This is a genomic window from Marinomonas sp. CT5 (assembly GCF_018336975.1).
Classification (GTDB): Bacteria; Pseudomonadota; Gammaproteobacteria; order Pseudomonadales; family Marinomonadaceae; genus Marinomonas.
The window spans coordinates 1,243,061-1,266,732 of record NZ_CP025572.1; the positions used below are offsets into that span (position 1 = coordinate 1,243,061).

Here is a 23,672-nt window from a genome sequence, read left to right on the forward strand (position 1 = left end):
AAACAAAGTGAATGAGACGTTTGGGCGATAGCCCGACAAAGAGACTTTTTGGTTACTTTTGCGGATCTGGGCAAAAGTTACCCGCTCAGCAGAGCGGAACCAAGTTTGCAAACTAGGAAGCGTTGAGAAGTAACAAATATACTTGAAGAAGAAAGAAATAAAAAAAGCCCCGCAGAGCGGGGCTATAAAACTAGAGAGTGACTACGATAAGGTCACACGCTGCTATGAAACAGCATTCTGATCTCGTGGTGAATGCAAAAAACACCACCAGACGCAGACTGGTTTCCCGCTACGCGGATGGCCGCGCGGCGGAAGATTCTTTAAATGGCTTTGTTGTTCAGTTCGGTATTTTTCAATACTTCATCAAGGTGTAGCCAAGTTTCGATCACTGTGTCTGGGTTAAGAGACATGCTTTCGATGCCTTGGGCGACTAGCCAGTCGGCGAAGTCGGCGTGGTCGGATGGGCCTTGGCCACAGATGCCGACGTATTTGCCTTGTTCACGACAAGCGGTAATAGCCATTTTCAGCAGTTTTTTCACGGCTGGGTTACGTTCGTCGAATTTGTCTGCGATCAATCCAGAGTCGCGGTCAAGTCCGAGTGTTAGCTGAGTTAGGTCGTTCGAGCCGATGGAGAAGCCATCGAAGTATTCTAGGAACTCGTCAGCCAGTAGGGCGTTAGATGGTAGTTCGCACATCATGATGACTTTCAGGCCATTTTCACCACGAGCCAAGCCTTGTTCTGCAAGCAGTTCGGTGACTTGTTGTGCTTCTTCCAAGGTGCGCACAAATGGAATCATGATTTGTACGTTGGTTAGGCCCATGTCGTTACGTACTCGGCGAATAGCTTCACATTCTAGGGCGAAGCAGTCGCGGAAAGAGTCGTCGATGTAGCGCGCCGCACCACGGAAACCCAGCATTGGGTTTTCTTCATCTGGTTCAAACAATGGACCACCCACAAGGTTGTGGTATTCGTTCGATTTGAAGTCAGATAAACGCACGATGACTGGTTTTTGAGAGAAAGAACATGCCAATGTTGCTACGCCTTCTACCAATTTGTCGACGTAGAATTCTACTGGGCTTGAGTAACCTGCGATGCGGTGATTGATCTCTTCTTGTAATGCCGGAGCCATGTCTGCGTAGTTCAGTAGGGCTTTCGGGTGAATGCCGATCATGCGGTTGATGATGAACTCTAGGCGCGCTAAGCCAATACCTGCGTTTGGCAGCATGGCAAAGTCGAAGGCGCGGTTTGGGTTGCCCACGTTCATCATGATTTTTACTGGCAGTTCTGGCATGTTGCCGACTTCAGAGGTGATGATGTCGAATGGCAATTCGCCTTGGTAAACAAAGCCCATGTCGCCTTGTGAACAAGATACGGTGACCACTTGGTCATCTTTTAATACGTCGGTTGCGTCACCACAACCTACAACCGCTGGAATGCCCAGTTCACGAGCGATAATCGCCGCGTGACAAGTACGACCACCACGGTTGGTAACAATCGCTGAAGCACGCTTCATGATTGGCTCCCAATCTGGGTCGGTAATGTCGGTAACCAGTACGTCACCTGGTTGAATGCGATCCATCTCGGTAATAGAAGACAATACTTTCACCGCGCCAGTGCCAATTTTGTGACCAATGGCACGGCCTGTGATCATTACCTGAGAGGTGCTTTTCAGGTTATAACGTTCCATGCTTTGTGCGTTAGCTTGGCTGCGTACGGTTTCTGGACGCGCTTGGACTATGTAAAGTTTGCCGTCGATGCCGTCTTTTGCCCACTCAATATCCATTGGACGTTGGTAATGTTTTTCGATGATGCAGGCTTGGCGAGCAAGATCTTGGATCTCGTCGTTGGTTAGGGCGAAACGGTTTTGGTCGTCCAAGGCTACTGGTACGATTTTAACGAATTCGTCATCACTACCGACTTCGGCGTATTCCATTTTTTGGGCTTTGCTGCCTAGGCTTTTGCGAACCACCGCTGGGCGGCTAGCAGCCAGAGTGGGTTTGTGTACGTAGTATTCGTCTGGGTTAACCGTGCCTTGTACGACCATTTCACCAAGACCGTATGCCGCTGTGATGAAGACCACTTCGTCAAAGCCAGACTCTGTGTCTAGGGTGAAAAGTACACCAGAAGCGCCGATATCACTGCGCACCATTTTTTGAATACCAGCGGATAAAGACACGCCTTGGTGTTCGAAGCCTTGGTGAACACGGTAAGAGATGGCACGGTCATTAAATAGGGAAGCAAAAACGCGTTTGATAGAGGCTTTGATGTCTGCCAAGCCTTTCACGTTTAGGAAAGTTTCTTGTTGGCCTGCGAAAGACGCGTCAGGTAAATCTTCGGCTGTGGCTGAAGAGCGAACTGCGAATGACGTTTCTTCTGTATTGTCATCGCATAAAGTGGCGAAAGCCGCTTCGATTTCACGGTCAAACTCAGCAGAGAAAGAAGCGTCTTCAATCCATTGGCGAATTTGTACACCTGTTTCAGCTAAGGCGTGAACGTCGTCCACATCCAGAGCGTCTAATGTTTGATGGATTTTTTCATCTAGGCCACTTTCGGTAATGAAGCTTTGATAAGCATAGGAAGTAGTTGCGAAACCGTTTGGCACTTGAATGCCAAGGTCTGTCAGGTTGGAAATCATTTCACCTAAAGAAGCGTTTTTGCCGCCTACTTCACCGACATCTTCCATATGAAGATCTTTAAACCACTTAATAAATTTGCTCACAAGAGACTCCGATTATTTTTTCTTATTCAAAGAATATGGCTGGTTTGCCAAGTAGACCTTACAGTGCTTATCAAATTGCTGTGTGCACTTGTCAAAACGCTCGGTCTGAGTTCATTGTATGTAGGGGTGTTACTTTGAATAAAATCGATTATTCGATGTAGTTTTATTTCAATCGAAAAAACGAATGTCGTTAGATAACAACAAAAGCAGGAAAAACGCATGAAAGTGTATTTTGTATCAGACGGGACAGCGATCACCGCTGAAGTATTTGGCTCGGCCATGTTGTCGTTTTTTGATGTGGCAGTAGAGACAAAAAGTGTGCCGTTTTTAGGTACCAAAGATCAGGCAGAAGGGTTAAAAAAACAGATTAGTTTGGAGGTAGAGCAAGGTATTGCTTTGCTGGTTTTTTATACGATTTCTGATGAGGCGATCCGTGACATTATTCAGTCTTGTGACTGTCATTGTTATAACTTGTTTGGTGATTTGTTGTCTCCTATTGAGCAGGCGTTAGGTGTGAAAGCGCAGCCAACAGCCCAAAAAGCCCATGGTATGAAAGAGGGTGTTTATGATGGTCGAATAGATGCGATTAACTACGCTTTGGCGAATGATGACGGGGCTTCCGTGAAGAATTTCGATGAGGCGGATATTATTCTGCTGGGGGTGTCTCGCTCAGGTAAAACCCCCACCAGTTTGTATTTGGCTATGCAATATGGCATCAAGGCGGCAAACTACCCCATCACAGAAGATGACTTTTCTTCTCCTGGTTTGCCTAAGGTATTAAAAGACCATAAGAAAAAACTTTATGGGCTGACCATAGACGCTCAGCGTTTACATGAAATTCGCACCGGGCGGATGGCCGCCAGTAAGTACGCTTCGTCGAGACAGTGTCGCTATGAAGTCGACGAAGTGGAATCTTTATATCGTCAGGAACGCATCCCTTATTTGAATTCGACCAAACTTTCTGTGGAAGAAATTTCCACCAAAGTGATGGCAGAAATGAATTTGGTGCGTCACAGACAGTAATAAAGCGTGGCGAATTGATCAGTAAATTCGATGGGTTCATCGTTTTTGCTTGAAATTTAGAAAATTAAGTAATGAAAACATTTCGCTTAGGTCAAAATGGCATTACAAAGAGCGCAAGATGGTACACAAATACCGAGCCATAAAAGGGAATTGTTGTGTAATTACCAAATAACCTCGGAGAGAGTGTGCAGATAATGCTAAGAGCGGCGCTAACTTCGAGAGTATTTACTTAATTTGCTCTATAATGTCGATTAATTGAGCGCGACAGTGACTCGCAGATGAGATTTTTAGAAATGACTTGTCAGAAGTGATGGCGGGTGCTGCAAATGCTCTGAATAGTGAGATGTTCATATTTCTATTTTATAAAAGGGCGTCTTATTGAAAAAACCAAGGATAAAAATACATTGAGTAATAAAAAAATTAACGATCCACATCAGCAGCGTGAAGCGTCTAAGTACGATAACCCCGTACCCAGCCGTGAATTCATTCTAGAGTTTCTTGCCAGCCAAAATAAAAGCATGGGTCACTTAGATTTATGCGACGCGTTTTCGCTCACCGGTGAAGACGAAATTGAAGCCCTTCGTCGTCGTCTCATCGCTATGTGCCGAGACAACCAAATGACCAGTAATCAAAATGACGAATATGCGCCGATTTTAGAAAGTGATCTAATTGAAGGTTACGTTCAAGGCAATAAAGAAGGTCATGGTTTCTTGTTGCGTCAGAGTGATGACGACATCTTCTTATCCGCTCGACAAATGCAAAATGTGATGGATGGCGACAAAGTGAAAGCTCGCTTATCGGGCCGCAGTGTTAAAGGTCGTTTAGACGGTGTTGTGGTTGAAGTGTTAGAGCGCAAACACAGCCAATTGGTTGGCCGCTACTATGAAGAAAGCCGCACGGCTTTTGTCACACCAGAAAATCCACGTATCGCCCAAGACATTCTGATTACCACAGACTCTGGTTTAACACCAAAGCATGGTCAGTATGTCTTAGCGGAAATTGTGTCTTATGCCGAGCGTGGCAAACCTGCACAAGGTTTGGTGAAAAAAATCCTCGGTGACTTTATGGCACCGGGCGTGGAAATCGAAGTAGCAATGCATCGCTACGAAATTCCCCATGAATGGCCAGCTGCCGTAGAAAAGCAGATTAAAAACTTCAGTACCGAAGTAGCGGAAGAAGACAAGGCACATCGTGTTGATTTACGTGATACGCCGTTTGTGACCATTGACGGTGAAGACGCGCGTGATTTTGATGATGCGGTCTATTGTGAAAAAACGCCGGGCGGTTGGAAGTTATTTGTTGCCATTGCCGATGTCTCTCATTATGTGAAGAAAGACACAGCGTTAGATGAAGAAGCGATTGTTCGCGGTAATTCGGTGTATTTCCCCGGTCGCGTTATTCCTATGTTGCCCGAAGTTCTGTCGAATGGTCTTTGTTCATTAAACCCAGACGTTGATCGTTTGGCGATGGTGGCCGAAATATCGTTAACTTCGAAAGGCAAGATGCGTGGCTTCAAATTCTATGAAGGCGTTATTCGCTCTCATGCTCGTTTAACGTACAGCAAAGTCGCTAAGATGATTGCTGACGAGCCAGAAGAACAAGGTATTGAGTTGCGTGAGCGGTACGCATCTATCGTATCGCACATTGATGATTTAAATGGTTTGTACCACGTATTAAAAGGTGCTCGTGATCAGCGCGGTGCCATGGAATTCGATACCGTAGAAACACGTATGGTGTTTGATGAGAATTCTAAGATTGAGCACATTGTGCCTGTTGAACGTAATGATGCTCATAAGCTCATTGAAGAATGTATGTTGTGCGCCAACGTGGCGGCGGCTGAGTTATTGATTAAAGCGGATTTGCCTGCGTTGTTCCGTGTCCACGAAGGGCCAAAAGACGATCGTTTATTAACCTTGCGTACTTACCTAGGATTACTTGGTTTGGAATTGACGGGTGGCACAAAACCTACCCCAGCCGATTACGCGGCGTTGTCTGAAGCGATAAAAGATCGAGCTGATGCGCGTAGTATTCAAACCATGATGCTGCGCTCTATGTCCCAAGCTGTGTATCAAGCTGACAACATGGGTCACTTTGGTTTGAATTACGAAGCCTACACCCACTTTACGTCGCCAATCCGTCGTTATCCAGATTTGTTGGTTCACCGTGCGATTCGTTATTTGATTCGCGGGGAAAATCGTCCTGCTGTGCGTCAAGCGCATCGTGTGGCCGGTAGCCCAGAGCTGAAAGAGCGTAAAATCTATGGTTACGATCATGCCGATATGGATGAGTTAGGGGATTCCTGTTCCTTGACGGAGCGTCGTGCTGACGAAGCCACTCGTGATGTTGAAGCTTGGTTGAAATGCCAATATGTTGAGCAACATCTCGGCGAACCTTTCGACGGTGTTGTTACCGCGGTGACGTCCTTTGGTTTGTTTGTTGAACTGCAAGGTTTGTTTGTTGATGGTTTAGTGCATATTTCTGGTCTTGGACAAGATTATTTTGTTCACGATATGGAGCATCAAGCCATTGTAGGTGAACGCACAGGTCGTGTTTTCCGTCTTGGCGATATGCTGAAAGTTCGAGTGTCTAACGTCAACTTGGAACAACGTAAAATTGATTTGAGCTTAGATGAAAGCAGTGCGCGTCCACAACGTAAAAAGGTGGAACGTAATGAAATGACTGAGCTTGAAATGCAATTGGCTCAGCTACCACCGATTGAATTGGGCGGTCGCGCTAAGTCAAAGTCTACTAATAAAGTAGAAGGCGATCAGTCTAAAGACGCTAAACCAACGAAAGAAGATAAAGAATCCAAGGGCAAGGCGAAGAAAAAGCGTCGTCCGCCTGTGTCTAAAGGCAAACGCATTAGACAGAAAAAATCAGGTACCGTTGCCGCTAATGGCAAGTCTGCGGCGCCATCGGCCAAAAAAGCCAAGAAGCCTAAGAAAGCGAAAAAGAGCAATGCGAAGCCAAAAGCAAAAGACTGATCTGAGGTCTTGAAGCAAGCTTGCTAGATGAATAACTTTTTAGATGAGTAAAGGGGGGCGTACGCCCCCCAATTAATAGAGTAGATAATGTCAGATTTAGAATGGATATACGGCATACACGCCGTGGAAAATGCCTTAAACCAGCAGCCTGAGCGTATTAAAGAAGTACGTTTCCAAGAAGGCCGTGACGATAAGAAAACCCAGCGTTTAATGCAGCTTTGTAAGGCCAAAAAAGTACGCTATAGCGTTGTCGCTCGTCGTGATTTAGACCAGTTATTTACGGCAAATAAAGATCGTGTGGTTCACCAAGGTGTGGTGGCTTATACGGCGATGAATAAAGCCGGAACAGAAGCGGATCTGCATACCCTAGTGGACGGTTTAGATGAAACACCGCTGATTATTATTTTGGATGGTGTGACCGATCCTCATAACCTAGGGGCTTGTTTGCGTAGTGCGGATGCGTCTGGTGCGCATGCCGTGGTGATGCCAAAAGACAACTCTGCGCCTTTGAATGCGACGGTGAGCAAGGTAGCGTGTGGTGCGGCTGAAAGTATTCCTGTTTACGCGGTAACGAACCTTGCTCGTACTATGAAGAAGCTACAGGACCAAGGTATTTGGATTTTTGGTACGGCGGGAGAAGCAACGCAAACGATCTACGAGCAAGATTTGACCATCCCAACGGCCATTGTGATGGGAGCAGAAGGTGATGGTATGCGCCGATTGACTCGTGAACAATGCGATTACTTAGTGAAACTGCCTATGGCTGGTGTGGTTTCGAGTTTGAATGTGTCTGTAGCGACAGGGGTGTGTCTCTACGAAGCAGTGCGTCAACGTGCTGTTAAGGCCAAAGGGTAAGGGGCAACTAAGCCTTGTTTAAGCAATTTAACATTCAAGCGCCTGCGGCGGATATTACGGCAGAGTTACAAGAGAAAATTGATAACAAAACCAAGCCTTTAGGTGCACTCGGCGAGCTTGAACACATCGCCTTTCAGCTCGGTAAAATTCAGCAAACACTTACTCCTACTGTCTCTAAGCCGAAGATGATTATTTTTGCGGCGGATCATGGTGTTGTCGCGCAGGGCATTAGCCTGTTTCCACAAGAAGTAACGCCACAGATGGTGATGAACTTTCTGATGGGGGGGGCGGCAGTGAGTGTTTTCTGTGATCAACATAATGTGCCATTACGCATTGTGGATGTGGGGGTGAATGCAGAGTTAGCTGCTCATCCTTTATTAGCTGCACGCAAAGTGGCTTTTTCATCTAAGGATTTTAGCCAAGAAGCCGCCATGACAACACGGCAGCTGGAACAGGCCATTCAAGCCGGTATCGATGAAGTGAATTTGGCGATTGATGATGGCGTTAATTTGCTGATGTTTGGCGAAATGGGCATTGGTAATACCTGTGTGTCGTCTTGCATGATGACCGCTTTGATTGGTGTCAATGCGACAGACAGTGCTGGACGCGGAACCGGCTTGGATCAGGCGGGGGTTTCTCATAAAGCCCAGGTGATTGAACAGTCATTAAAACGTGCCGAGCAAGAAACTGGGCAAGTGATGTCTGAGTGGAGCGCTCAAACTTTGGCTGAGCAAGTTGGTGGTTTTGAGATTTTGGCGATGGCAGGGGCCATGTTGCAGTCTGCACAGCGCCAAACGGCCTTTGTGGTGGATGGTTTTATCTGTTCGGTGGCGTTGTTGTTTGCTCAAAAAGTGGCTGAGAATGTGCGTGAGTATGCGGTGTTTGCTCATCAATCGAATGAAAAAGCCCATAAGATGTTATTGGACCATTTGAATGCAGAGCCTATTTTGTCCTTGGATTTACGATTAGGTGAAGGTTCTGGGGCGATTTTGGCGTACCCATTGATTAATAGCGCGTGCATCTTCTTGAATAAGATGGCGAGCTTTGAAAGTGCTGGTGTGACCGACTCTAAATAATTAGGTGGCTGGAAAAAGTGAAAGGCATGATCCTAGGTCCGTATTGGCAAGGTTTTAAACGCAGCCTTGTTACCTACACTCGTATTCCCCTGAAAGTGGATTGGAGTGATGAGATAGAGCACACCCCAGCGGTGTGCTTTTTGCCATGGGTTGGTTTGATCGTAGGATTAGTGAGCGCTTGGCCGCTGTGGTTTGATTGGTCGACCTCTTTGCAAGCGCTATTAATGTTACTGACAGCCGTTTTATTAACTGGCGGATTCCATGAAGATGGTTTGATGGACAGCTGTGACGGTTTGGTTGGCGGATGGGATAAAGAGCAACGTCTGTCGATTATGAAAGATTCCCGAATTGGCAGTTACGCGGCCTTGTCTATTTGGTTTTCCTTAACGCTGAAATGGTTGCTGCTAAGTGAATGGTTGCAGATCATTCCTGATTCGTTTTTGGGGTTTATTTATACGTTAAGTGGTTGGTGTCTCGTGCATGTGATCGCTCGATTTATTCCAATCGTACTGATGAATACGCTTGATTATGTTTCTCTTGGACACAGTAAGGCCTCTAGCATGATTGCTAAATTACAACCCAGTCAGTGGTTGTTAGCCTTGTTGCCCTGTTTGCTGATAGGTGTATTGGCGTTTAGCGTTTTTGATTTGATTATTACTTTTGTGTTTTTGGCTGTGTTGCTTTTGTTGATGCGACTTTATCTACGAAGAAAGATATCTGGCTTTAATGGCGATACGTTAGGAGCAAGTGAACAAGTCGGCGAGATCTTCATCATTTTGTGTTTGTTGGTGTCATATTCATGAAACTGTATTTGGTTCGTCACCCGCGGCCTGATGTGAAAAAAGGCCTTTGTTACGGTGATATGGATGTTCCCCTTGCCGATGGTTGGGAAGAAGGCGCGGATGCGTTAAAACGCGCTTTATCGATTGACTTCGATGGTGAGTCGAATGTGTGTTTTCACAGTCCATTGAGTCGTGCTGCGAAGTTGGCTGAGCGTATTAGTGATGGAAAGTCTCAGGTTTCTGACGCATTAAAAGAACTGGATTTTGGTGCTTGGGAAGGCTTGTGCTGGCCAGATATTCCACAAGATGAGATAGATCTTTGGGCCAGCGATATTGTGCATTCTGCCCCTTATCAAGGTGAATCTCTTCATGTTGTTGCTGAGCGCGTTTGGCAGTGGTGGTTGTCGGTAAAAGATTCATCAATGGATAACTGTGTTGTCGTGGCGCATTCTGGGGTTATTAAAGTCTTTGTTAGTATGCTTTGCCAATGGCCGTTGGATCAATGCCATCGAATAGATGTGGGTTTTAGTAGTTTGTCTGAATTTTCCATACAGGGCGATTTTGTCATGTTAAAGCGTTTGGGTGCAGGGGACTGGGTTTCTAACCCTTAACCAGTGCTTTTTATATTGGGTTTGGTGTTCGCCAGACCCTCCTAAGTTCGATTGAGAATCAATAAAAAATGTTGCTATATTTTTTGAGTATGTTTGGGATTGCGGCTTTTGCAATCACAGGGGTTATTTCGTCCGGTAAAAAAGACATGGACCTTTTTAGTGTCGTATTCCTTGGTATGGTTACGTCATTAGGTGGTGGGACGATTCGAGATACGATTTTATCTGTTGAAACGGTTTACTGGGTGAAAGATACCTCCTATTTGTGGGTGGCGTTTTTGTTTTCGGCTCTGGCCTTTTTTACCGTACGATTTATTGAAGATAGACAGACGGTTTTTCATTATGCGGATTCCTTTGGTTTGGCGCTTTTTACTGTGGTGGCGACAGAAAAGGTATTGAGTCTCGGCTTCCCACCAACGATTGCCATCACCATGGGAATTGTTACTGGAGTGGCTGGTGGCATTATTCGTGATGTTTTGAGTCATCGCCCACCTTTGGTGTTAGGGCGAGAATTCTATGCTACGCCCGCTTTTTTAGGGGCTTTGTTATTCGTGTTACTTGAAAAAAACATACCAACACATGAGTTTAACTCGATTTACGCTGTGGCTTTAGTCTTTATACTAAGAGTGTTTGCGATACATAAAGATTTGTATTATCCGAGTTGGTTACTTTATAAAAAGAGATAAATTATGAAAGACCTTTCATCAGAACAAGAAAGTAAAGAACAAAAAGATGATCAAGCTGTAAAAAACGAAGCGCGTTTGTTGAAGAAGAAAGCGGTGGTGGACCAACGCATTGCCGCCGCAACAGAAGAGCGTGGTGTGACCATCTTGCTAACGGGTAACGGCAAAGGAAAAAGCTCCAGTGCGTTTGGCACTATGGCTCGTGCACTTGGTCATGGGCAAAAATGTGCAGTGATTCAGTTTATAAAAGGCCGTAAGGCGACAGGGGAGCAATTGTTTTTTGGTTCGCATCCTATGGTGGACTTCCATGTGATGGGGCATGGTTTTACATGGGAAACACGCGATCCTGAATTGGAAAAAGAAGCCGCAGAACAAGCTTGGGCCTTGGCTAAGCAAATGCTGGCAGATCCAAGTGTGCATTTTGTTTTATTAGATGAAATCACTTATATGTATAAATACGGCTATCTAAATGAAGACGATTTGATTGCCGCCTTGGCAGCGCGTCCTCCTCATCAAAATGTCATGATGACAGGCCGTACGGCTCCGCGAGTCTTGTTAGATAGCGTGGATACACACAGTAAAATTGGCAATGAGCGTCATGCCTTTGCAAATGGTGTAAAAGCGCAAGCTGGTATTGAATGGTAGTTCGTCTTACGAGCTACTTTTTCATTGTGGCATCGTAGATTTGACTTTTTATCTATTCATTTTTTTCTCTTCCTATCGACAATGTTTAATCACGCAATGTAAAGCATCTATAAAAGTGAGATTTATTCTCAAAAAGGCTGGCTTTTTAATTTTTCTTTCATGATAATGATTCTCATTAATATTTTATTGTATCATTCATAGGTGGAAAAATAATGCAGGACTGGGAACGTTTAACAAGACAAGCCAATCGAGCTTTTTCAAATCACGCATATTCAGATGCCGTAGACTTAAATCAAAAAGCTTTGCTAGAGGCTGAACGCTCATTTGATGAAGACTTCTATCTAGACGCTGAATCGGCCGTTGCCGCCGCAGCGGTTAGTTTCCTAAATATTGCAGAATCCTACACGGCTTTGGGGGATTTTGTTTCGGCAAATACGCAATTTGAAAAGGCAGTGAACTTCCTTCAGGCGATTATTGCACGCCCGGATATGGATGATGAACAACGATCCCTCGTAATGAGAACGGCCACACACATTCGTTTTGAATGGGAGCTGTTTACTCAGAGCTATAGTCGAGCGTTATCAGCGCAAAGTCGGGCGCTGATTCAAACTTTGTCTAATGCGGTGTCTATACCGAGTTCTATGGTGCGTCATTAATATTCTTTATTAACGAAAGGAGCATGATATGAAACGGGTGGTTGTTGCTATGTTGTCTGGCGTTTTGCTTCTGATAAGCCAAGTCTTACAGGCGCATCCCGGTCATGACCATTCTCATTGGTCGAGTGATTTGATCCATTTACTAACAATATTGTCGGTAGGTGGGATTATTGTCGGCAGTTTTGTTTATAAGCAGTTATTACGTCGTGTTAAGTATTTGCAGAGAGAGGTGGAGAATCATGATGTACAGTGTCATTAAAATTTTAGATAAAGTGATCGGCTTTAAAACAGCGCAGGCTTTATGTGCTGTAAGGTCTAATAAAGCGAAGAAAACATCAATCTAAGACTAACTTGGATACTATTTATAGGAGTGGTCATGCTTCGTTTAATGAAGGTGCAGGGAGATAGCTTGGTCCCGATCTTATTTGATGGTGATTTTGTTTTAACCAGCCGTTGGCATAAAAAACTCAAAATAGGCCATCTGGTTGTGGTTGATCATGCGTTGTATGGGATGATTATCAAAAAAATAGTGCATATCGCGCCAGATGGACAACTGTGGTTGGGTGGAGAAAGTAATCAAAGTTTGCAGTCAGAAAGGATTGGCTGGGTGTCACCAAGACGTGTGATTGGTAAGGTTATTTATAAAATTGGTCAGCATTATAGAGTGTACAGAAAAAAAGACACTTTATGAAAAAGTCCCAAAAATTGCTTTCGCTCTGGTGTTGGTATTACGAGGACTTTTCTCTAAAATTCACCCTCCAGAAAATACATATCATTGATCTATCCTAAGAGAATTTAATGTCGACTGTAGAACTACCAAAAGTGAAAAAACACACTCGCCTTGAAGATGTTCAAGCTATCATTCTTGGCACTATGATCATTGCAATGGGCGTGAACCTTTACACACATACTGGCTTGTTAACCGGCGGCTCGGCTGGATTGGCTTTTCTTCTCAAATACGCCACGCCTTTGACGTTTGGTCAGGCATTCTTTTTGATTAACTTGCCGTTTTATTTATTGGCGATTAGGCACATTGGTTGGGAGTTCACGTTGAAAACTTTCCTTGCCGTGTTTTGCTTGTCGGTATTTGCCGATATTACGCCTATGTTGGTTTCTTTTAATGACGTTAATCCCGTTTATGCCAGTGTGGCAGGTGGCTTCTTGATGGGAGTTGGGTTTTTAATGCTATTTCGACATAATGCCAGCTTGGGTGGGTTGAATATCCTAGCGCGTTTTTTGGCTGAAAAATATGGAATCTCAATGGGTAAATTCCAAATGGTAGTAGACTGCATGATTGTTATGCTGTCTGTTTTCATTGTGGATTATTGGTTGATACTGATCTCGTTTGCTGGTGCCATTGCGCTAAATATGATTATTGCGGTGAATCATAAACCTGGGCGTTACATGGGTAATGTTTAATCAGCATAATCATTATGTAGAAGGGCGACTTAGGTCGCCTTTTTTGTGTCTGTCACTTGCTTAAACCCTGCTGGCGTTTCCTAACCGAGCGTAGCTCAGGTATTATTACTGCAATCCAAAAGACTGAGGAAAAGAGTTTGGAATTACTCAAAGTAGACAACCTTAATCCCTATTTAGACGATTTAGTCGAGTTATTATGTGATGCTGTTGATTCCGGTGCGCCCATTGGTTTTTTGCCACCTATGAGCGAGTCCGAAGCAAAAGCTTATTGGTTAGCTATTAATGATGATTTACAAGTAAATGCCCGCCAGGTTCTATTGGTACGTGAAGACGACAAGGTGGTTGGTAGTGTGCAAATTGCGATGTCTCCAAAAGCGAACGCCTTACATCGCTGTGATGTCGAAAAACTGATGGTGCACACTCAAGCTAGAGAGCACGGTTTGGGTAGTAAGTTAATGCAAGGCGTTGAGCGAGTAGCGGCCTCTATGCAAAGACAGCTGCTTATTTTGGAAGTGAGAAGCGATGACATTGCTCACGACATGTATGTGAATATGGGCTATATTCCGTTTGGTGAAGTACCAGGTTACACCCGAAGCGCAAACGGTATGCTGCATAACGCGACGTTTTTCTACAAAGAAATTGAAACCACCCACGAAGTATTTTCCTAAATTTAATTAACAAAGCCATAGGCGATTCCCTTGAGACTTGATTTTTATATATCCCACGTGACTGATTTGGCACGTAAAGCGGCAAAAATTGCGGCATCCAAAGGCCGTGTAACTGTGAATGGTGAAGTGGTAAATAAAGCCAATTTTACTGTACAAGAAGGGGATCAGATTTGTCTAGATGATACTCTGCTTGAGTGGCCATCTGAGGGATACTATCTACTACATAAACCCGCAGGCTATGTCTGCGCTAACGAAGATTCAGATCACCCAACGGTACTGGATCTTTTGCCTTCTCACCAAGGGCAAGAGTTGAAAATTGTTGGCCGTCTAGATAAAGACACAACCGGTTTATTATTGCTCACTACTGATGGGCAATGGTTGCACCGAATTACCTCGCCACGCAACGCTTGTAACAAACGTTACCGTATGATGTTAGCCGATCCGATCAGCGACGAAGATATGAAGCAGCTGGAAGAAGGTGTGATGCTAAATGGTGAATCACAACCGACATTACCCGCTATCGCAGAACGCATTACGGACTGTGATATTTATCTTACGATTCAAGAAGGTAAATATCACCAAGTGAAACGTATGTTGGCAGCAGTAGGCAATAAAGTAGAAGAGCTGCATCGTGACCAAATTGGTCCATTGTCACTTGATGCTGACTTAGAAGTGGGTGAGTTCCGTGCTTTAACTGAAGATGAAGTGGCGTATTTTTAAGAGAGATTGAAGAATGAAAGAATTATCGATGGATGAACGCGTTCAACTATTAGTTGCGCCTGATAGCGAACGTTTAGCGTATTTTGTTGAGCAAGCTAAGGCTACAGAGTTGGTGTGGAGTTTGAGCAACGAAGAGGGCTTTGTGATGGTTGAAACGGATGATGGCGATTGCGTCATGGTTTGGCCTGATGCCGAGTTTGCGAGCCAATGGGCGATTGAAGATTGGGACGATTGCGAGCCTGTTTCTGTGTCCCTTGATACTTTTAAGAGCGAATGGCTACCGAGTCTTGCTGTCGATAACATTTCTGTGGCGGTTTTTCCAAACATAGAAGATGAAGGTAAGCTATCGACCGCCGAAGAACTAACGGCACTGTTTGCTTAATACACAATAAATTTAAGAAAACCCCTCTTAGTCCTTCTTTGCTCATTAATGGAAGGAAGTTAATCGCAAGCCCCTTTGAAGATAAAGGATAAAACTTTAAAGAGTGCTTTGTTCTTCTTGCCGATCAAAGGACGAGGCCGAGAGGGGAGTTATATCTTGTTACCAGAGTAACTTTTCAATTAAGGACTAAACTCCCCCATGAGTAAACGCCAAAACCACCGTGAAGAAGTCTTTGTAAAAATTCTAGAAGCTGCTGAAATTGAATTCGGTTTGAAAGGCTATAATGGCGCCAGTTTGCAGCATATTGCAGAGCGTGCAGGTTTGCCTAAGCCTAATATTATTTATTATTTTCAATCGAAAGCGAACTTGTACAAACAAGTACTGGATCAAACATTAATGGGGTGGAACGACCTGTTTGATAAAGCGACGGCCGATGATGACCCCGCGGTTGTGTTAGACAGTTTTATCCGTGTTAAATTAAAACAAAGTTTTGAGAAAGGGGTGGCGTCACGTCTTTTTGCGATGGAAGTCATTGGCGGTGCTTTGCACATCGGTGATTTTTTAAAAGAAGAGTTAAGGCCTTGGTTTCAATCTCGTGTTGAAGTGCTTCAATCATGGATGGACGCAGGGAAAATGCGTCAATGTGACCCATCAAGTGTTATCTACATGATTTGGGCGACGACTCAGCACTACGCCGACTTTGAAGCCCAAATATTGGCTTTAAGTGGTATTGATGCTTTAGATGATAATGACTTAAAGCGCGTCGGTGATACTGTTAGTGGCATCATTTTAGCTGGATGTGGTTTGAGCTTGCCATCGTCGGTTTAGAGCTTGTTATTGAGTTTCTTCTCTTAATTGATGTATGTGTTGTACCAAGGCCCGTAGTTTTGCGGGCTTTGCTGGTTTTGCCATGAAGGTAATATTGTGTCGCTTACATTGCTCAATTAATTCTGGGTCGCGCAGGGCGGTGATTAAGACCGCTGGAATTGTTTTGCCAGCTTTCATTCTTAGTGCCTTGATCAAAGACAGGCCATCTTTATTATCATCAAGGTGATAATCTACTAAGAGTAATTCTGCTTCTCCTTCCGCTTCCAAAGCGTCATTAAAACGGTTAAAGGTCCGACAATCGCATTGCCAATGGGCTAGCAGGGTGTTCATCGCGGTGAGGTTGTTTTTTTCGTCATCAATACACCAAACATAACAATGTGCGCGCTTTTCGGATGATAGGCTGACGACTTGAGGCAATGAAAAATTAGTGGCGTGATTACCTTGAGCCAATGGAATAAGGATACTAAAACAGCTGCCTTTACCAGGAATCGATTTTATTTGAGTTTCTAAGCCAAGTTGTTTTTGCATTCTTCTGACCAGGCCTAAACCGAGCCCCATCCCTGGTTCTTGAGTATTTTCCCAGCGATAGAAGTCATCAAAAATTTTCTTTTGTTCGGTAATGGGAATACCGACGCCAGTATCCCACACTTGTAAATATACTGAGTTAGCGCGAGCTCTAACGCTTAATAATACGCGTCCTGTTGGTGTGTATTTCACAGCATTAGAAACAAAATTCTGAATGATCCGACGTAAGTAAATAGGGTCTGTATGAACTCTAAAGGGGCGCAGGTGAGTGCTTAAGCGAATATTTTTACTTTCCGCAATGACGCCAAACTCCGCTATGATCGGTGTGAGAATATCCTCAAGATGACAATCTATTAATTTAGGTTGAATGGCGCCTTGGTCTAAACGAGCGATTTCAAGCAAAGTGGAAATAAGGGCTTCAGTGGATTCTAAGGAATCAGAGAGTTTTTCAATGACTTGGTTAGTGTTAGTGGGCAATTCTGTGGATTGTAAAATGCCCATATAGAGTTTGGCTGCATTTAACGGCTGCAAAATATCATGGCTGGCTAAGGCAAGAAACTCTGTCTTAGAAGCATTAGCCTGTTCAGCCTCTGCTTTCGCACTGAGTAAGGCTTTTTCCGCTTGATTGCGGCGCTCAATTTCTTGCATCAGCTCATTGTTAACCCCTTGCACTTCGACGGTACGGGCTTCAACACGCTTTTCTAAGTCTATGTTGGCTTCTTTTAAGGCTTGCTGGCTTTCTATGTGCTCGGTTACGTCTGTGAAGCTGGTCACAAAGCCGCCGTCAGGCAATGGGTTTCCGACCATTTCAATGACTCGACCACTGGCTCGACGACGTAAAAATCTGTGAGTACTGCCTTTTTTGAGATGCTCTAAGCGCTTGCTAACCAGTTCTTCTATATCACCGACGCCGCATTCACCCCGTTCGGCATTGAATCGAATCAGTTCTTCTACGGGCAAGCCGACGGTCAGCATGCCTTCAGGGTAGGGATAGAGAGATAGGTAGGTTTTATTCCAAGCGACGATACGCAAATCTTTATCAACAACGCTGATACCTTGATCCAAATTATCCATAGAGACGAATAACAAGTTTTGGCTGAATTGAATGGCTTGGGTGGTTTCATCTAAATAAGTCACCATTTCTTCTACCTTGATTTGTTTATCAATCAAGATGGAATTAATGATAGTACGCGCTGAAGAGCCACCAAGTACGCCGCCAAGAATACGTTCGCAGTAATCAACAAATAAGCGATTTGGTGAGGCGTTAGCAGGAATTGTCTGGCTGTAATCATGCTCGAAATTTGTTAAAACCTGCTGGCTTTTTTGTTTTCCTAAAAAGGTTTCAAGCAGCACAAAAAAATCACCATTTGTGGCTTTGCTTTTCGGTTTGAAAAAGCCTTTTTCCAATTCTGTCGTAGGGCTAACAAAGGCGGTGGCTTGAATTCGGTCGATTAAACGTTCTGTCGATAATAAAGAACCAAGGATATAACCAAAAATATTTGCTAATAAGCTTATAAAAGCGCCATAGCTGATGAGTTCTGATCTTGATTGTTCATTTTCTAGCCCCCAATTGATATTGCCAGTAAGCGGTAACATCATCAGTAAGACCCAGCATAAAAAACCTAAGGTCAATCCCGTATACACACCATGAGCATGGGCACGTTTCCAGTACAGACCACCTAATACCGCTGGCATAAGTTGTAATACGAGGGAAAATGCCAATATCCCCGTGTTAGCTAATGATTCTGCATTGGCCATTTTTTGGTAATACAAAAACGACAGTAACAGTATGCCCAACATCGCTAAGCGGCGAATCATTAATATTCGACGTCGGTACAAGGGCAAAGCTTGCTGCTGAGCACTGGCACGAGCCAACATGAGAGGCAAAATGACATCATTGCTGATCATGATACTCAGGGCGAAAGTAGCGATAATAATCATCGCTGTGGTGGCCGACATACCGCCTAAGAAAATCAGCATTTGCAGTGGCAAATTGTCAGAGGCTAAAGCGAACTGAATGACATACGTATCTGGGTTAATGTCCGCTGAAAACAGGCTTTGCCCGGCAATGGCAATAGGCGGAATAATGATGGCAAAGATCAGTAAATATAGCGGGAATAACCAGCGTGCCATATTGGATTGGCGGTTGTTTTGGTGATCAACGACCGTGACATGGAATTGTCGAGGTAAACAAATCACGGCCGCAGCAGACATAAAGGTCTGCATTAGAAAAGGAAAAGATAAGAGTTGCTCCGGATTCCAGACAGTTAAATCCACATTCTTACTAAGTTTTGTGGCAGTAAACTCTTGGGTCATGAGAACCGCCACCATGCCCACCGCTACGATCGCAATGAGTTTAAATAAGGATTCTGCACCAATCGCTAGCATCATTCCGGAACGATACTCTGTGACTTCGACTTTTCGGGTGCCAAACAACATGGCGAAAATGCCAATAAGTATGGTTGCGACCAAGACAACAAAGCTAGTGGAGGACTCGTCTTGATTTACAAAAAGCGCAAAATTTGAACCAATGGCTTTTAACTGCAAGGCAATATATGGGATTACCGCCAACATACAAATGAGTATGACCAATGGTGCTGTCATAGGACGTTTGCCATATCGTGAAGATATGAAGTCTGCAATGGAGGTGATGTTTTGTTTATGACTTACTGTGATCATTTTATGCAGGATGGGAAAGGCAAATAGATACAGCAGAATAGGGCCGAGCAAGATGGGTAAATAACTCCATCCAGAACGAGAAGCCTCACCAATGGAGCCATAAAATGTCCACGCTGTACAATATATTGCTAATGACAAACTGTAGACTAAGGGGTGTCGCGTTAGTTTTTTCGCTGCCGGACTTTCCTTATCGCCCCAAGTGGCGATAAAAAATAGACCTAAAACATAAAGGATGGCTAACAAAATCCAGAAAACAGTCATTCAATAAATTACCTGAATATAGGCTAAAACATTGTGGTTATTCGTTTTAATGTAACACAGCTTATTTGAGAATCCCCTACGACTTAGGTAGCGTAATGTAGAAGGCTTTGAGTATTTTTGTGGACTTGTTGTTTTTCGAGTCTCAAGCTCTTATGGCTTAGTGTCTAATGTTAGAATACTTTAATAATCTCTATCGACAATATCTGGAGTCACAATGAGCAAGCTTCCCACCTATAAGAACATCAAAGCATTTCATGCTCATCTTTACTATCATGATGAAGCTGGTGTTGAAATGGCAAAGCAAGTTGCTAAACAGGCCTGTGAGCTGTTTGAGATTCGGGTTGGACGTTTTCATCAAAAGCCAGTAGGACCGCATCCTGTATGGAGCTGCCAACTTTCATTTGCCGCGGAAAACTATGGTGAGATCATTCCGTGGCTGATGCTAAATCGCCAATCACTTGACGTGTTTGTTCACCCATTAACAGGCAATGAATATGTTGACCATACGCAAGGTGTGAGCTGGTTAGGCAAATCCTATGATCTAGATGTTACCCAGTTCATTTCAAAGGATGAATGACCATTGATTGAATCAGAGAACATTATGGACGTTAGAATCGCAGTATTACAGGATGCTAAGGCTATTGCCGATGTTGCTTCGGCTCTAGGTTATGAGAGTAAAACCGCCAACGACCTGGCGGAAAAGCGTCTTGAGCGCTTACTTAAATCCAATAATGACAGAGTTTGGGTGGCAGAAATCAATGGTCAATTGATTGGTTGGCTTCACGTCCAACATGCGTTTAGAGCAGCTTCGGCCGACTTTATTGAAATCCTCGGATTGTCTGTCTCGGATCAGGCTAGGTTAAAAGGCGCAGGTCGGGCTTTAGTCGAGAAAGCTAAAGAGTGGGCTTTAGCAGAGAACATAACACTGCGCGTTCGAACTAATGATGTTCGAGAAGGGGCGAAAATGTTTTATTCAACGCTTGGTTTTTCTATTAGTAAAACGCAATCTGTCTTTGAATTTTCCAGTTAATTTAATGACGTATTTTTGTTTTAAATGTGGCCTGCTCGGGTTGTTTTTTACTTTTTCCTAAAAAAATTGCGAAATATCCCTTTAAAAATCGTCGAACGTACCAAACTTCTAAGGCTATACGGTAGTTATTCAGCTTATGGGACGTTATCATAATGCTACAAACTATTGTTTGGGTTCGTGTTGTGGCGGTGTAACGCTTATTGTTGAAATGTAAGATTTGCTTGTATCAAGCGCTCGTTCCCTCATTATTTTTTTTATTTGTTTATTAGGAGAATACAATGCAAATCGCAGAAAACACCGTTGTAAGCATGCACTACACTTTGACTGACGAGCAAGGTCAAGAGCTTGACTCTTCTGTTGGTCAAGAGCCTTTAGTCTTTTTAAGCGGCGCTCAAAATATTATTGATGGCCTAGATAAAGCGCTTCAAGGTAAAGCCGCTGGTGATAAGCTAGCTGTTGCTGTTTCACCAGAAGATGGCTACGGTGCGGTTCATCAAGAACTGATTCAAAAAGTGCCCACTGAAAACTTCCAAGGTGTTGATGAAATCCAAGTTGGCATGCAATTTATGGCACAGACTCCTGGTGGCCAACAGCCAGTAACGGTTATCGCTGTTGAAGACGATGGCGTTATGCTAGATGGTAATCATCCTTTAGCAGGTAAAACATTGAACTTTGACGTTGAAATCATCGAAGTTCGTGAAGCATTAGCGGAAGAACTAGAACACGGTCACGTTCACGGCGCTGGTGGTCATCAGCACTAAGTACCATGTGAACAACCTAAAAAACGGCTTCTGAAACACAAACAGAAGCCGTTTTTTTATGCGTCCAATAATTTAGCCCAGTTTTTGTTAAACCGATTTATTTGTCCGTACTTTATTAAAAATTGGTTGGAATAGTTTATATAAAATTTACACATTTAATACTTAGTATAGGCTGTTAGCGCTTTGCCGAGACCTAGAAAGATAGAAAAATTAGTGTTTAAATGTCGCGCAATCTACACAGTGGCGATGTTGCTGCCAGTTTTAAAATGAACTCTATTCTTAAAAGGACTTGTGATGAAAAAGATTTTGTCTGTGTTTTTGGTTTTATTAAGTCATTCTGTTTTCGCATTAGATTTGGCTAGATACCCAACAGAATTAACATCAGGTGAAGGTGTGAGTGTGGTTATTGCACCGACCGTGGATAACACTCAAGCCTTGGTGAAAGTGACAGGAGTTAATCATGAGATTGATGGGGTAGTTTTCTTAGCCAAGGTAAACAAACAGGGCGATGATCAAAGGTTGAAATACACTTATGATGGTTCAAAAAGAACTTTGATTTATATCGCGAATAACTACGGTTGTTGCTCATACACCTTATATTTACCTGATGGCAAAGATGGTATTTACCTAGGTAAGAAGGATGAGGTGAAAAGCGATACTGTTCAGGCTATTTCTGCACTTTATGACCAGCAATTACAACAAGGCGTGCAAAAAAAGTTGGCGATGTTTAATCGTAAAAAGCATTTAGCGTATCAAAAAACCAAGATTCAACAAGCCGACGACAATGTGGCTAAGCAGTGTGACACAGAGATTCCGACGAAAGTGGATTGGAATAAAATTTCTGACAGTGACTTAGGATCTTATGCTATTGCAGCTTATTGCGCGCAAGTGTCATCAAAAATTGCGGATCAATGTGCGGCTAAGCCTGATTTTAAAGAAACAGCAAAAGAGTTTAAGGCGATTCGCTGCGATTTTACTGACAAACTTAAGTTACGACTTAATGATCATGTATTGAATTTTAAAACTGCGCCTAAAGCACCGAATCAAGGACAGTTTATCGAGGCTTACTTAAACAATATGTAATCGCTTCTCTAACTGAAGGCACTGCAAACGGGCGGTGCCTTTTTTTATGGGGTAACTTCAATGTCATATGATGCCTTCCTTGAACTAAAATGTGCGATCTTATCCTGTCAACATTGCGCTGAGGTTCTGCCTAATCCTCCCGAACCCATTCTGCAAATTCACCCAGATGCGAAACTTCTTATTGCGGGTCAAGCGCCAGGGCAAAAGACCCATGACATTGGTCGTCCATTTGATGATTTAAGCGGCGAGCGTTTACGAGACTGGCTGGGTTTGGCTTCTCATGAATTCTACGATGAACAACAAGTTGCGATTTTGCCGATGGGGTTTTGTTTTCCTGGAAATAGTCTTCATAAAAGTGGCCCGTCAGCAGGGAAAAAGTCTGGCGATTTACCTCCGCGACCTGAATGTTCGGCGAAGTGGCGAGAAGACGTGCTCAAGCAGCTTCACAATATTGAATTAACGATTGTCTTAGGCGCTTATGCGCAAGCCTATCATTTAGGAACGTCTGGTAAGGTCACTGAGCAGGTTAAGCAATGGCAATATTGGCTTGAGCAAGGCAAGATTGTATTACCTCACCCAAGCCCACGGAATAATCGCTGGCTCAAGCAAAACCCTTGGTTTGAAGCAGACGTTTTACCGGAACTGAAATTAAGAATTAGCCGGTTACTTCAGACTTCCTCGTCATAAGATAATGTTCGATACCATCTTCTAGGTAAGGTTCTGATACGGTGATAAACCCGTGTGATTGATAAAAACGCTCAAGATGGGATTGCGCGCCAATTTTGATCGGGGTGTCTGGCCAGATTGCTAATACCTCTTTAATCGCATGAGTCATTAGTGCGTGGCCAAGTTTATCTTTGCGGTTTTCTTGGGCGACGACCACTCGACCAATACTAGAGTAGTCGGGATAACAATCATCTTTGGCTAAAAGCCTAGCGTATGCGACGACTTTATTGTCTTGGAGAGCGTACAAGTGTCGAGTATTAGGCAATATATCCAGGTTGTCTAAATCTGGAAAAACGCAGTTTTGCTCAACAACAAATACATCAATGCGAAGTTTCAATATGCCATATAAATGGTCATTGGATAGCTCACTAAATTCCTGACAATGCCATGTGATCATTTCTTTTATCCTTCAAATCCGTGTCATTTTTTCGTCGCATATTATGCCAAGAAAGCCACACCATGAACACGAAAGATCGGATTCCATTTGATAGTCTGCATGATGTTAGAGTGCGCCGTTTTTGTCGCTTTGCTCTGTCCTATTTAGGCGTATTGAAAATA

24 protein-coding genes are annotated in these 23,672 nt (G+C 43.7%); 21 read left to right on the top strand and 3 right to left on the bottom strand.

The window, feature by feature from the left end:
* Window positions 1–320: 320 nt before the first annotated feature.
* Window positions 321–2,720: a phosphoenolpyruvate synthase gene (gene ppsA / locus C0J08_RS05880; RefSeq protein ID WP_212655174.1), complete on the bottom strand. Its 2,400-nt coding sequence runs from the start codon at window positions 2,718–2,720 to the stop codon at window positions 321–323.
* 219 nt (window positions 2,721–2,939) lie between these two features.
* Between ppsA and C0J08_RS05885 the strand changes: the two genes are divergently transcribed.
* The 16 genes from C0J08_RS05885 (at window position 2,940) to C0J08_RS05960 (ending at window position 16,049) form a co-directional block, all read left to right on the top strand.
* Complete coding sequence (locus tag C0J08_RS05885; RefSeq protein ID WP_212655175.1) at window positions 2,940–3,743, top strand: pyruvate, water dikinase regulatory protein; 804 nt, start codon at window positions 2,940–2,942, stop codon at window positions 3,741–3,743.
* Between the two features lie 404 nt (window positions 3,744–4,147).
* A complete protein-coding gene (gene rnr, locus C0J08_RS05890) occupies window positions 4,148–6,727 on the top strand; it encodes a ribonuclease R (RefSeq protein ID WP_249344526.1) in 2,580 nt (859 codons plus the stop codon).
* 87 nt (window positions 6,728–6,814) lie between these two features.
* Window positions 6,815–7,582 carry a 23S rRNA (guanosine(2251)-2'-O)-methyltransferase RlmB gene (gene rlmB / locus C0J08_RS05895; protein ID WP_212655176.1) on the top strand — a complete coding sequence of 256 codons (768 nt, stop codon included), beginning with the start codon at window positions 6,815–6,817 and terminating at the stop codon, window positions 7,580–7,582.
* A 14-nt stretch (window positions 7,583–7,596) separates the two neighbouring features.
* Window positions 7,597–8,658 (top strand): nicotinate-nucleotide--dimethylbenzimidazole phosphoribosyltransferase, encoded by a 1,062-nt coding sequence (gene cobT, locus C0J08_RS05900; protein WP_212655177.1) that lies wholly within the window; start codon window positions 7,597–7,599, stop codon window positions 8,656–8,658.
* A gap of 26 nt (window positions 8,659–8,684) precedes the next feature.
* Entirely contained in the window at window positions 8,685–9,461 is a 777-nt protein-coding gene (locus tag C0J08_RS05905) for an adenosylcobinamide-GDP ribazoletransferase (protein ID WP_249344528.1), read from the top strand.
* Complete coding sequence (locus tag C0J08_RS05910) at window positions 9,458–10,051, top strand: histidine phosphatase family protein (RefSeq protein ID WP_212655179.1); 594 nt, start codon at window positions 9,458–9,460, stop codon at window positions 10,049–10,051. Before C0J08_RS05905 ends, C0J08_RS05910 begins: the two co-directional genes overlap by 4 nt.
* 68 nt (window positions 10,052–10,119) lie before the next feature.
* Window positions 10,120–10,734: a trimeric intracellular cation channel family protein gene (locus C0J08_RS05915; protein ID WP_212655180.1), complete on the top strand. Its 615-nt coding sequence runs from the start codon at window positions 10,120–10,122 to the stop codon at window positions 10,732–10,734.
* Between the two features lie 3 nt (window positions 10,735–10,737).
* Complete coding sequence (cobO, locus tag C0J08_RS05920) at window positions 10,738–11,376, top strand: cob(I)yrinic acid a,c-diamide adenosyltransferase (RefSeq protein WP_212655181.1); 639 nt, start codon at window positions 10,738–10,740, stop codon at window positions 11,374–11,376.
* A 212-nt stretch (window positions 11,377–11,588) separates the two neighbouring features.
* Window positions 11,589–12,032, top strand: a complete 444-nt coding sequence (locus C0J08_RS05925; RefSeq protein ID WP_212655182.1) for a DUF2753 family protein — start codon at window positions 11,589–11,591, stop codon at window positions 12,030–12,032.
* A 28-nt stretch (window positions 12,033–12,060) separates the two neighbouring features.
* Entirely contained in the window at window positions 12,061–12,291 is a 231-nt protein-coding gene (locus C0J08_RS05930; RefSeq protein ID WP_212655183.1) for a hypothetical protein, read from the top strand.
* Window positions 12,292–12,408: 117 nt separating this feature from the next.
* A complete protein-coding gene (locus C0J08_RS05935) occupies window positions 12,409–12,723 on the top strand; it encodes a S24/S26 family peptidase (protein ID WP_212655184.1) in 315 nt (104 codons plus the stop codon).
* Between the two features lie 107 nt (window positions 12,724–12,830).
* The gene (locus C0J08_RS05940; protein ID WP_212655185.1) at window positions 12,831–13,451 is read left to right on the top strand and encodes a YitT family protein; all 621 of its coding nucleotides are present in this window, start codon (window positions 12,831–12,833) and stop codon (window positions 13,449–13,451) included.
* 137 nt (window positions 13,452–13,588) lie between these two features.
* Entirely contained in the window at window positions 13,589–14,119 is a 531-nt protein-coding gene (locus C0J08_RS05945; RefSeq protein ID WP_212655186.1) for a GNAT family N-acetyltransferase, read from the top strand.
* Between the two features lie 30 nt (window positions 14,120–14,149).
* A complete protein-coding gene (locus tag C0J08_RS05950) occupies window positions 14,150–14,839 on the top strand; it encodes a pseudouridine synthase (protein WP_212655187.1) in 690 nt (229 codons plus the stop codon).
* Window positions 14,840–14,852: 13 nt separating this feature from the next.
* The gene (locus C0J08_RS05955) at window positions 14,853–15,221 is read left to right on the top strand and encodes a DUF2750 domain-containing protein (RefSeq protein ID WP_212655188.1); all 369 of its coding nucleotides are present in this window, start codon (window positions 14,853–14,855) and stop codon (window positions 15,219–15,221) included.
* Window positions 15,222–15,419: 198 nt separating this feature from the next.
* Window positions 15,420–16,049 carry a TetR/AcrR family transcriptional regulator gene (locus tag C0J08_RS05960; protein ID WP_212655189.1) on the top strand — a complete coding sequence of 210 codons (630 nt, stop codon included), beginning with the start codon at window positions 15,420–15,422 and terminating at the stop codon, window positions 16,047–16,049.
* A 6-nt stretch (window positions 16,050–16,055) separates the two neighbouring features.
* On the opposite strand, the gene C0J08_RS05965 is transcribed toward C0J08_RS05960, so the two are convergent.
* Entirely contained in the window at window positions 16,056–19,514 is a 3,459-nt protein-coding gene (locus C0J08_RS05965) for a hybrid sensor histidine kinase/response regulator (protein ID WP_212655190.1), read from the bottom strand.
* Between the two features lie 214 nt (window positions 19,515–19,728).
* Between C0J08_RS05965 and C0J08_RS05970 the strand changes: the two genes are divergently transcribed.
* From C0J08_RS05970 to C0J08_RS05990, 5 genes are all read left to right on the top strand, one after another.
* Window positions 19,729–20,091, top strand: a complete 363-nt coding sequence (locus C0J08_RS05970; protein ID WP_212655191.1) for a DOPA 4,5-dioxygenase family protein — start codon at window positions 19,729–19,731, stop codon at window positions 20,089–20,091.
* 24 nt (window positions 20,092–20,115) lie between these two features.
* A complete protein-coding gene (locus tag C0J08_RS05975) occupies window positions 20,116–20,544 on the top strand; it encodes a GNAT family N-acetyltransferase (protein ID WP_212655192.1) in 429 nt (142 codons plus the stop codon).
* Window positions 20,545–20,822: 278 nt separating this feature from the next.
* A complete protein-coding gene (locus C0J08_RS05980; protein ID WP_212655193.1) occupies window positions 20,823–21,305 on the top strand; it encodes an FKBP-type peptidyl-prolyl cis-trans isomerase in 483 nt (160 codons plus the stop codon).
* Window positions 21,306–21,599: 294 nt separating this feature from the next.
* A complete protein-coding gene (locus C0J08_RS05985) occupies window positions 21,600–22,388 on the top strand; it encodes a hypothetical protein (RefSeq protein WP_212655194.1) in 789 nt (262 codons plus the stop codon).
* A gap of 60 nt (window positions 22,389–22,448) precedes the next feature.
* Entirely contained in the window at window positions 22,449–23,075 is a 627-nt protein-coding gene (locus C0J08_RS05990) for a uracil-DNA glycosylase family protein (RefSeq protein WP_212655195.1), read from the top strand.
* Here C0J08_RS05990 and C0J08_RS05995 read toward each other — a convergent pair.
* The gene (locus C0J08_RS05995) at window positions 23,044–23,511 is read right to left on the bottom strand and encodes a GNAT family N-acetyltransferase (protein WP_212655196.1); all 468 of its coding nucleotides are present in this window, start codon (window positions 23,509–23,511) and stop codon (window positions 23,044–23,046) included. The two genes, C0J08_RS05990 and C0J08_RS05995, sit on opposite strands and share 32 nt — an antisense overlap.
* Window positions 23,512–23,672: the final 161 nt, after the last annotated feature.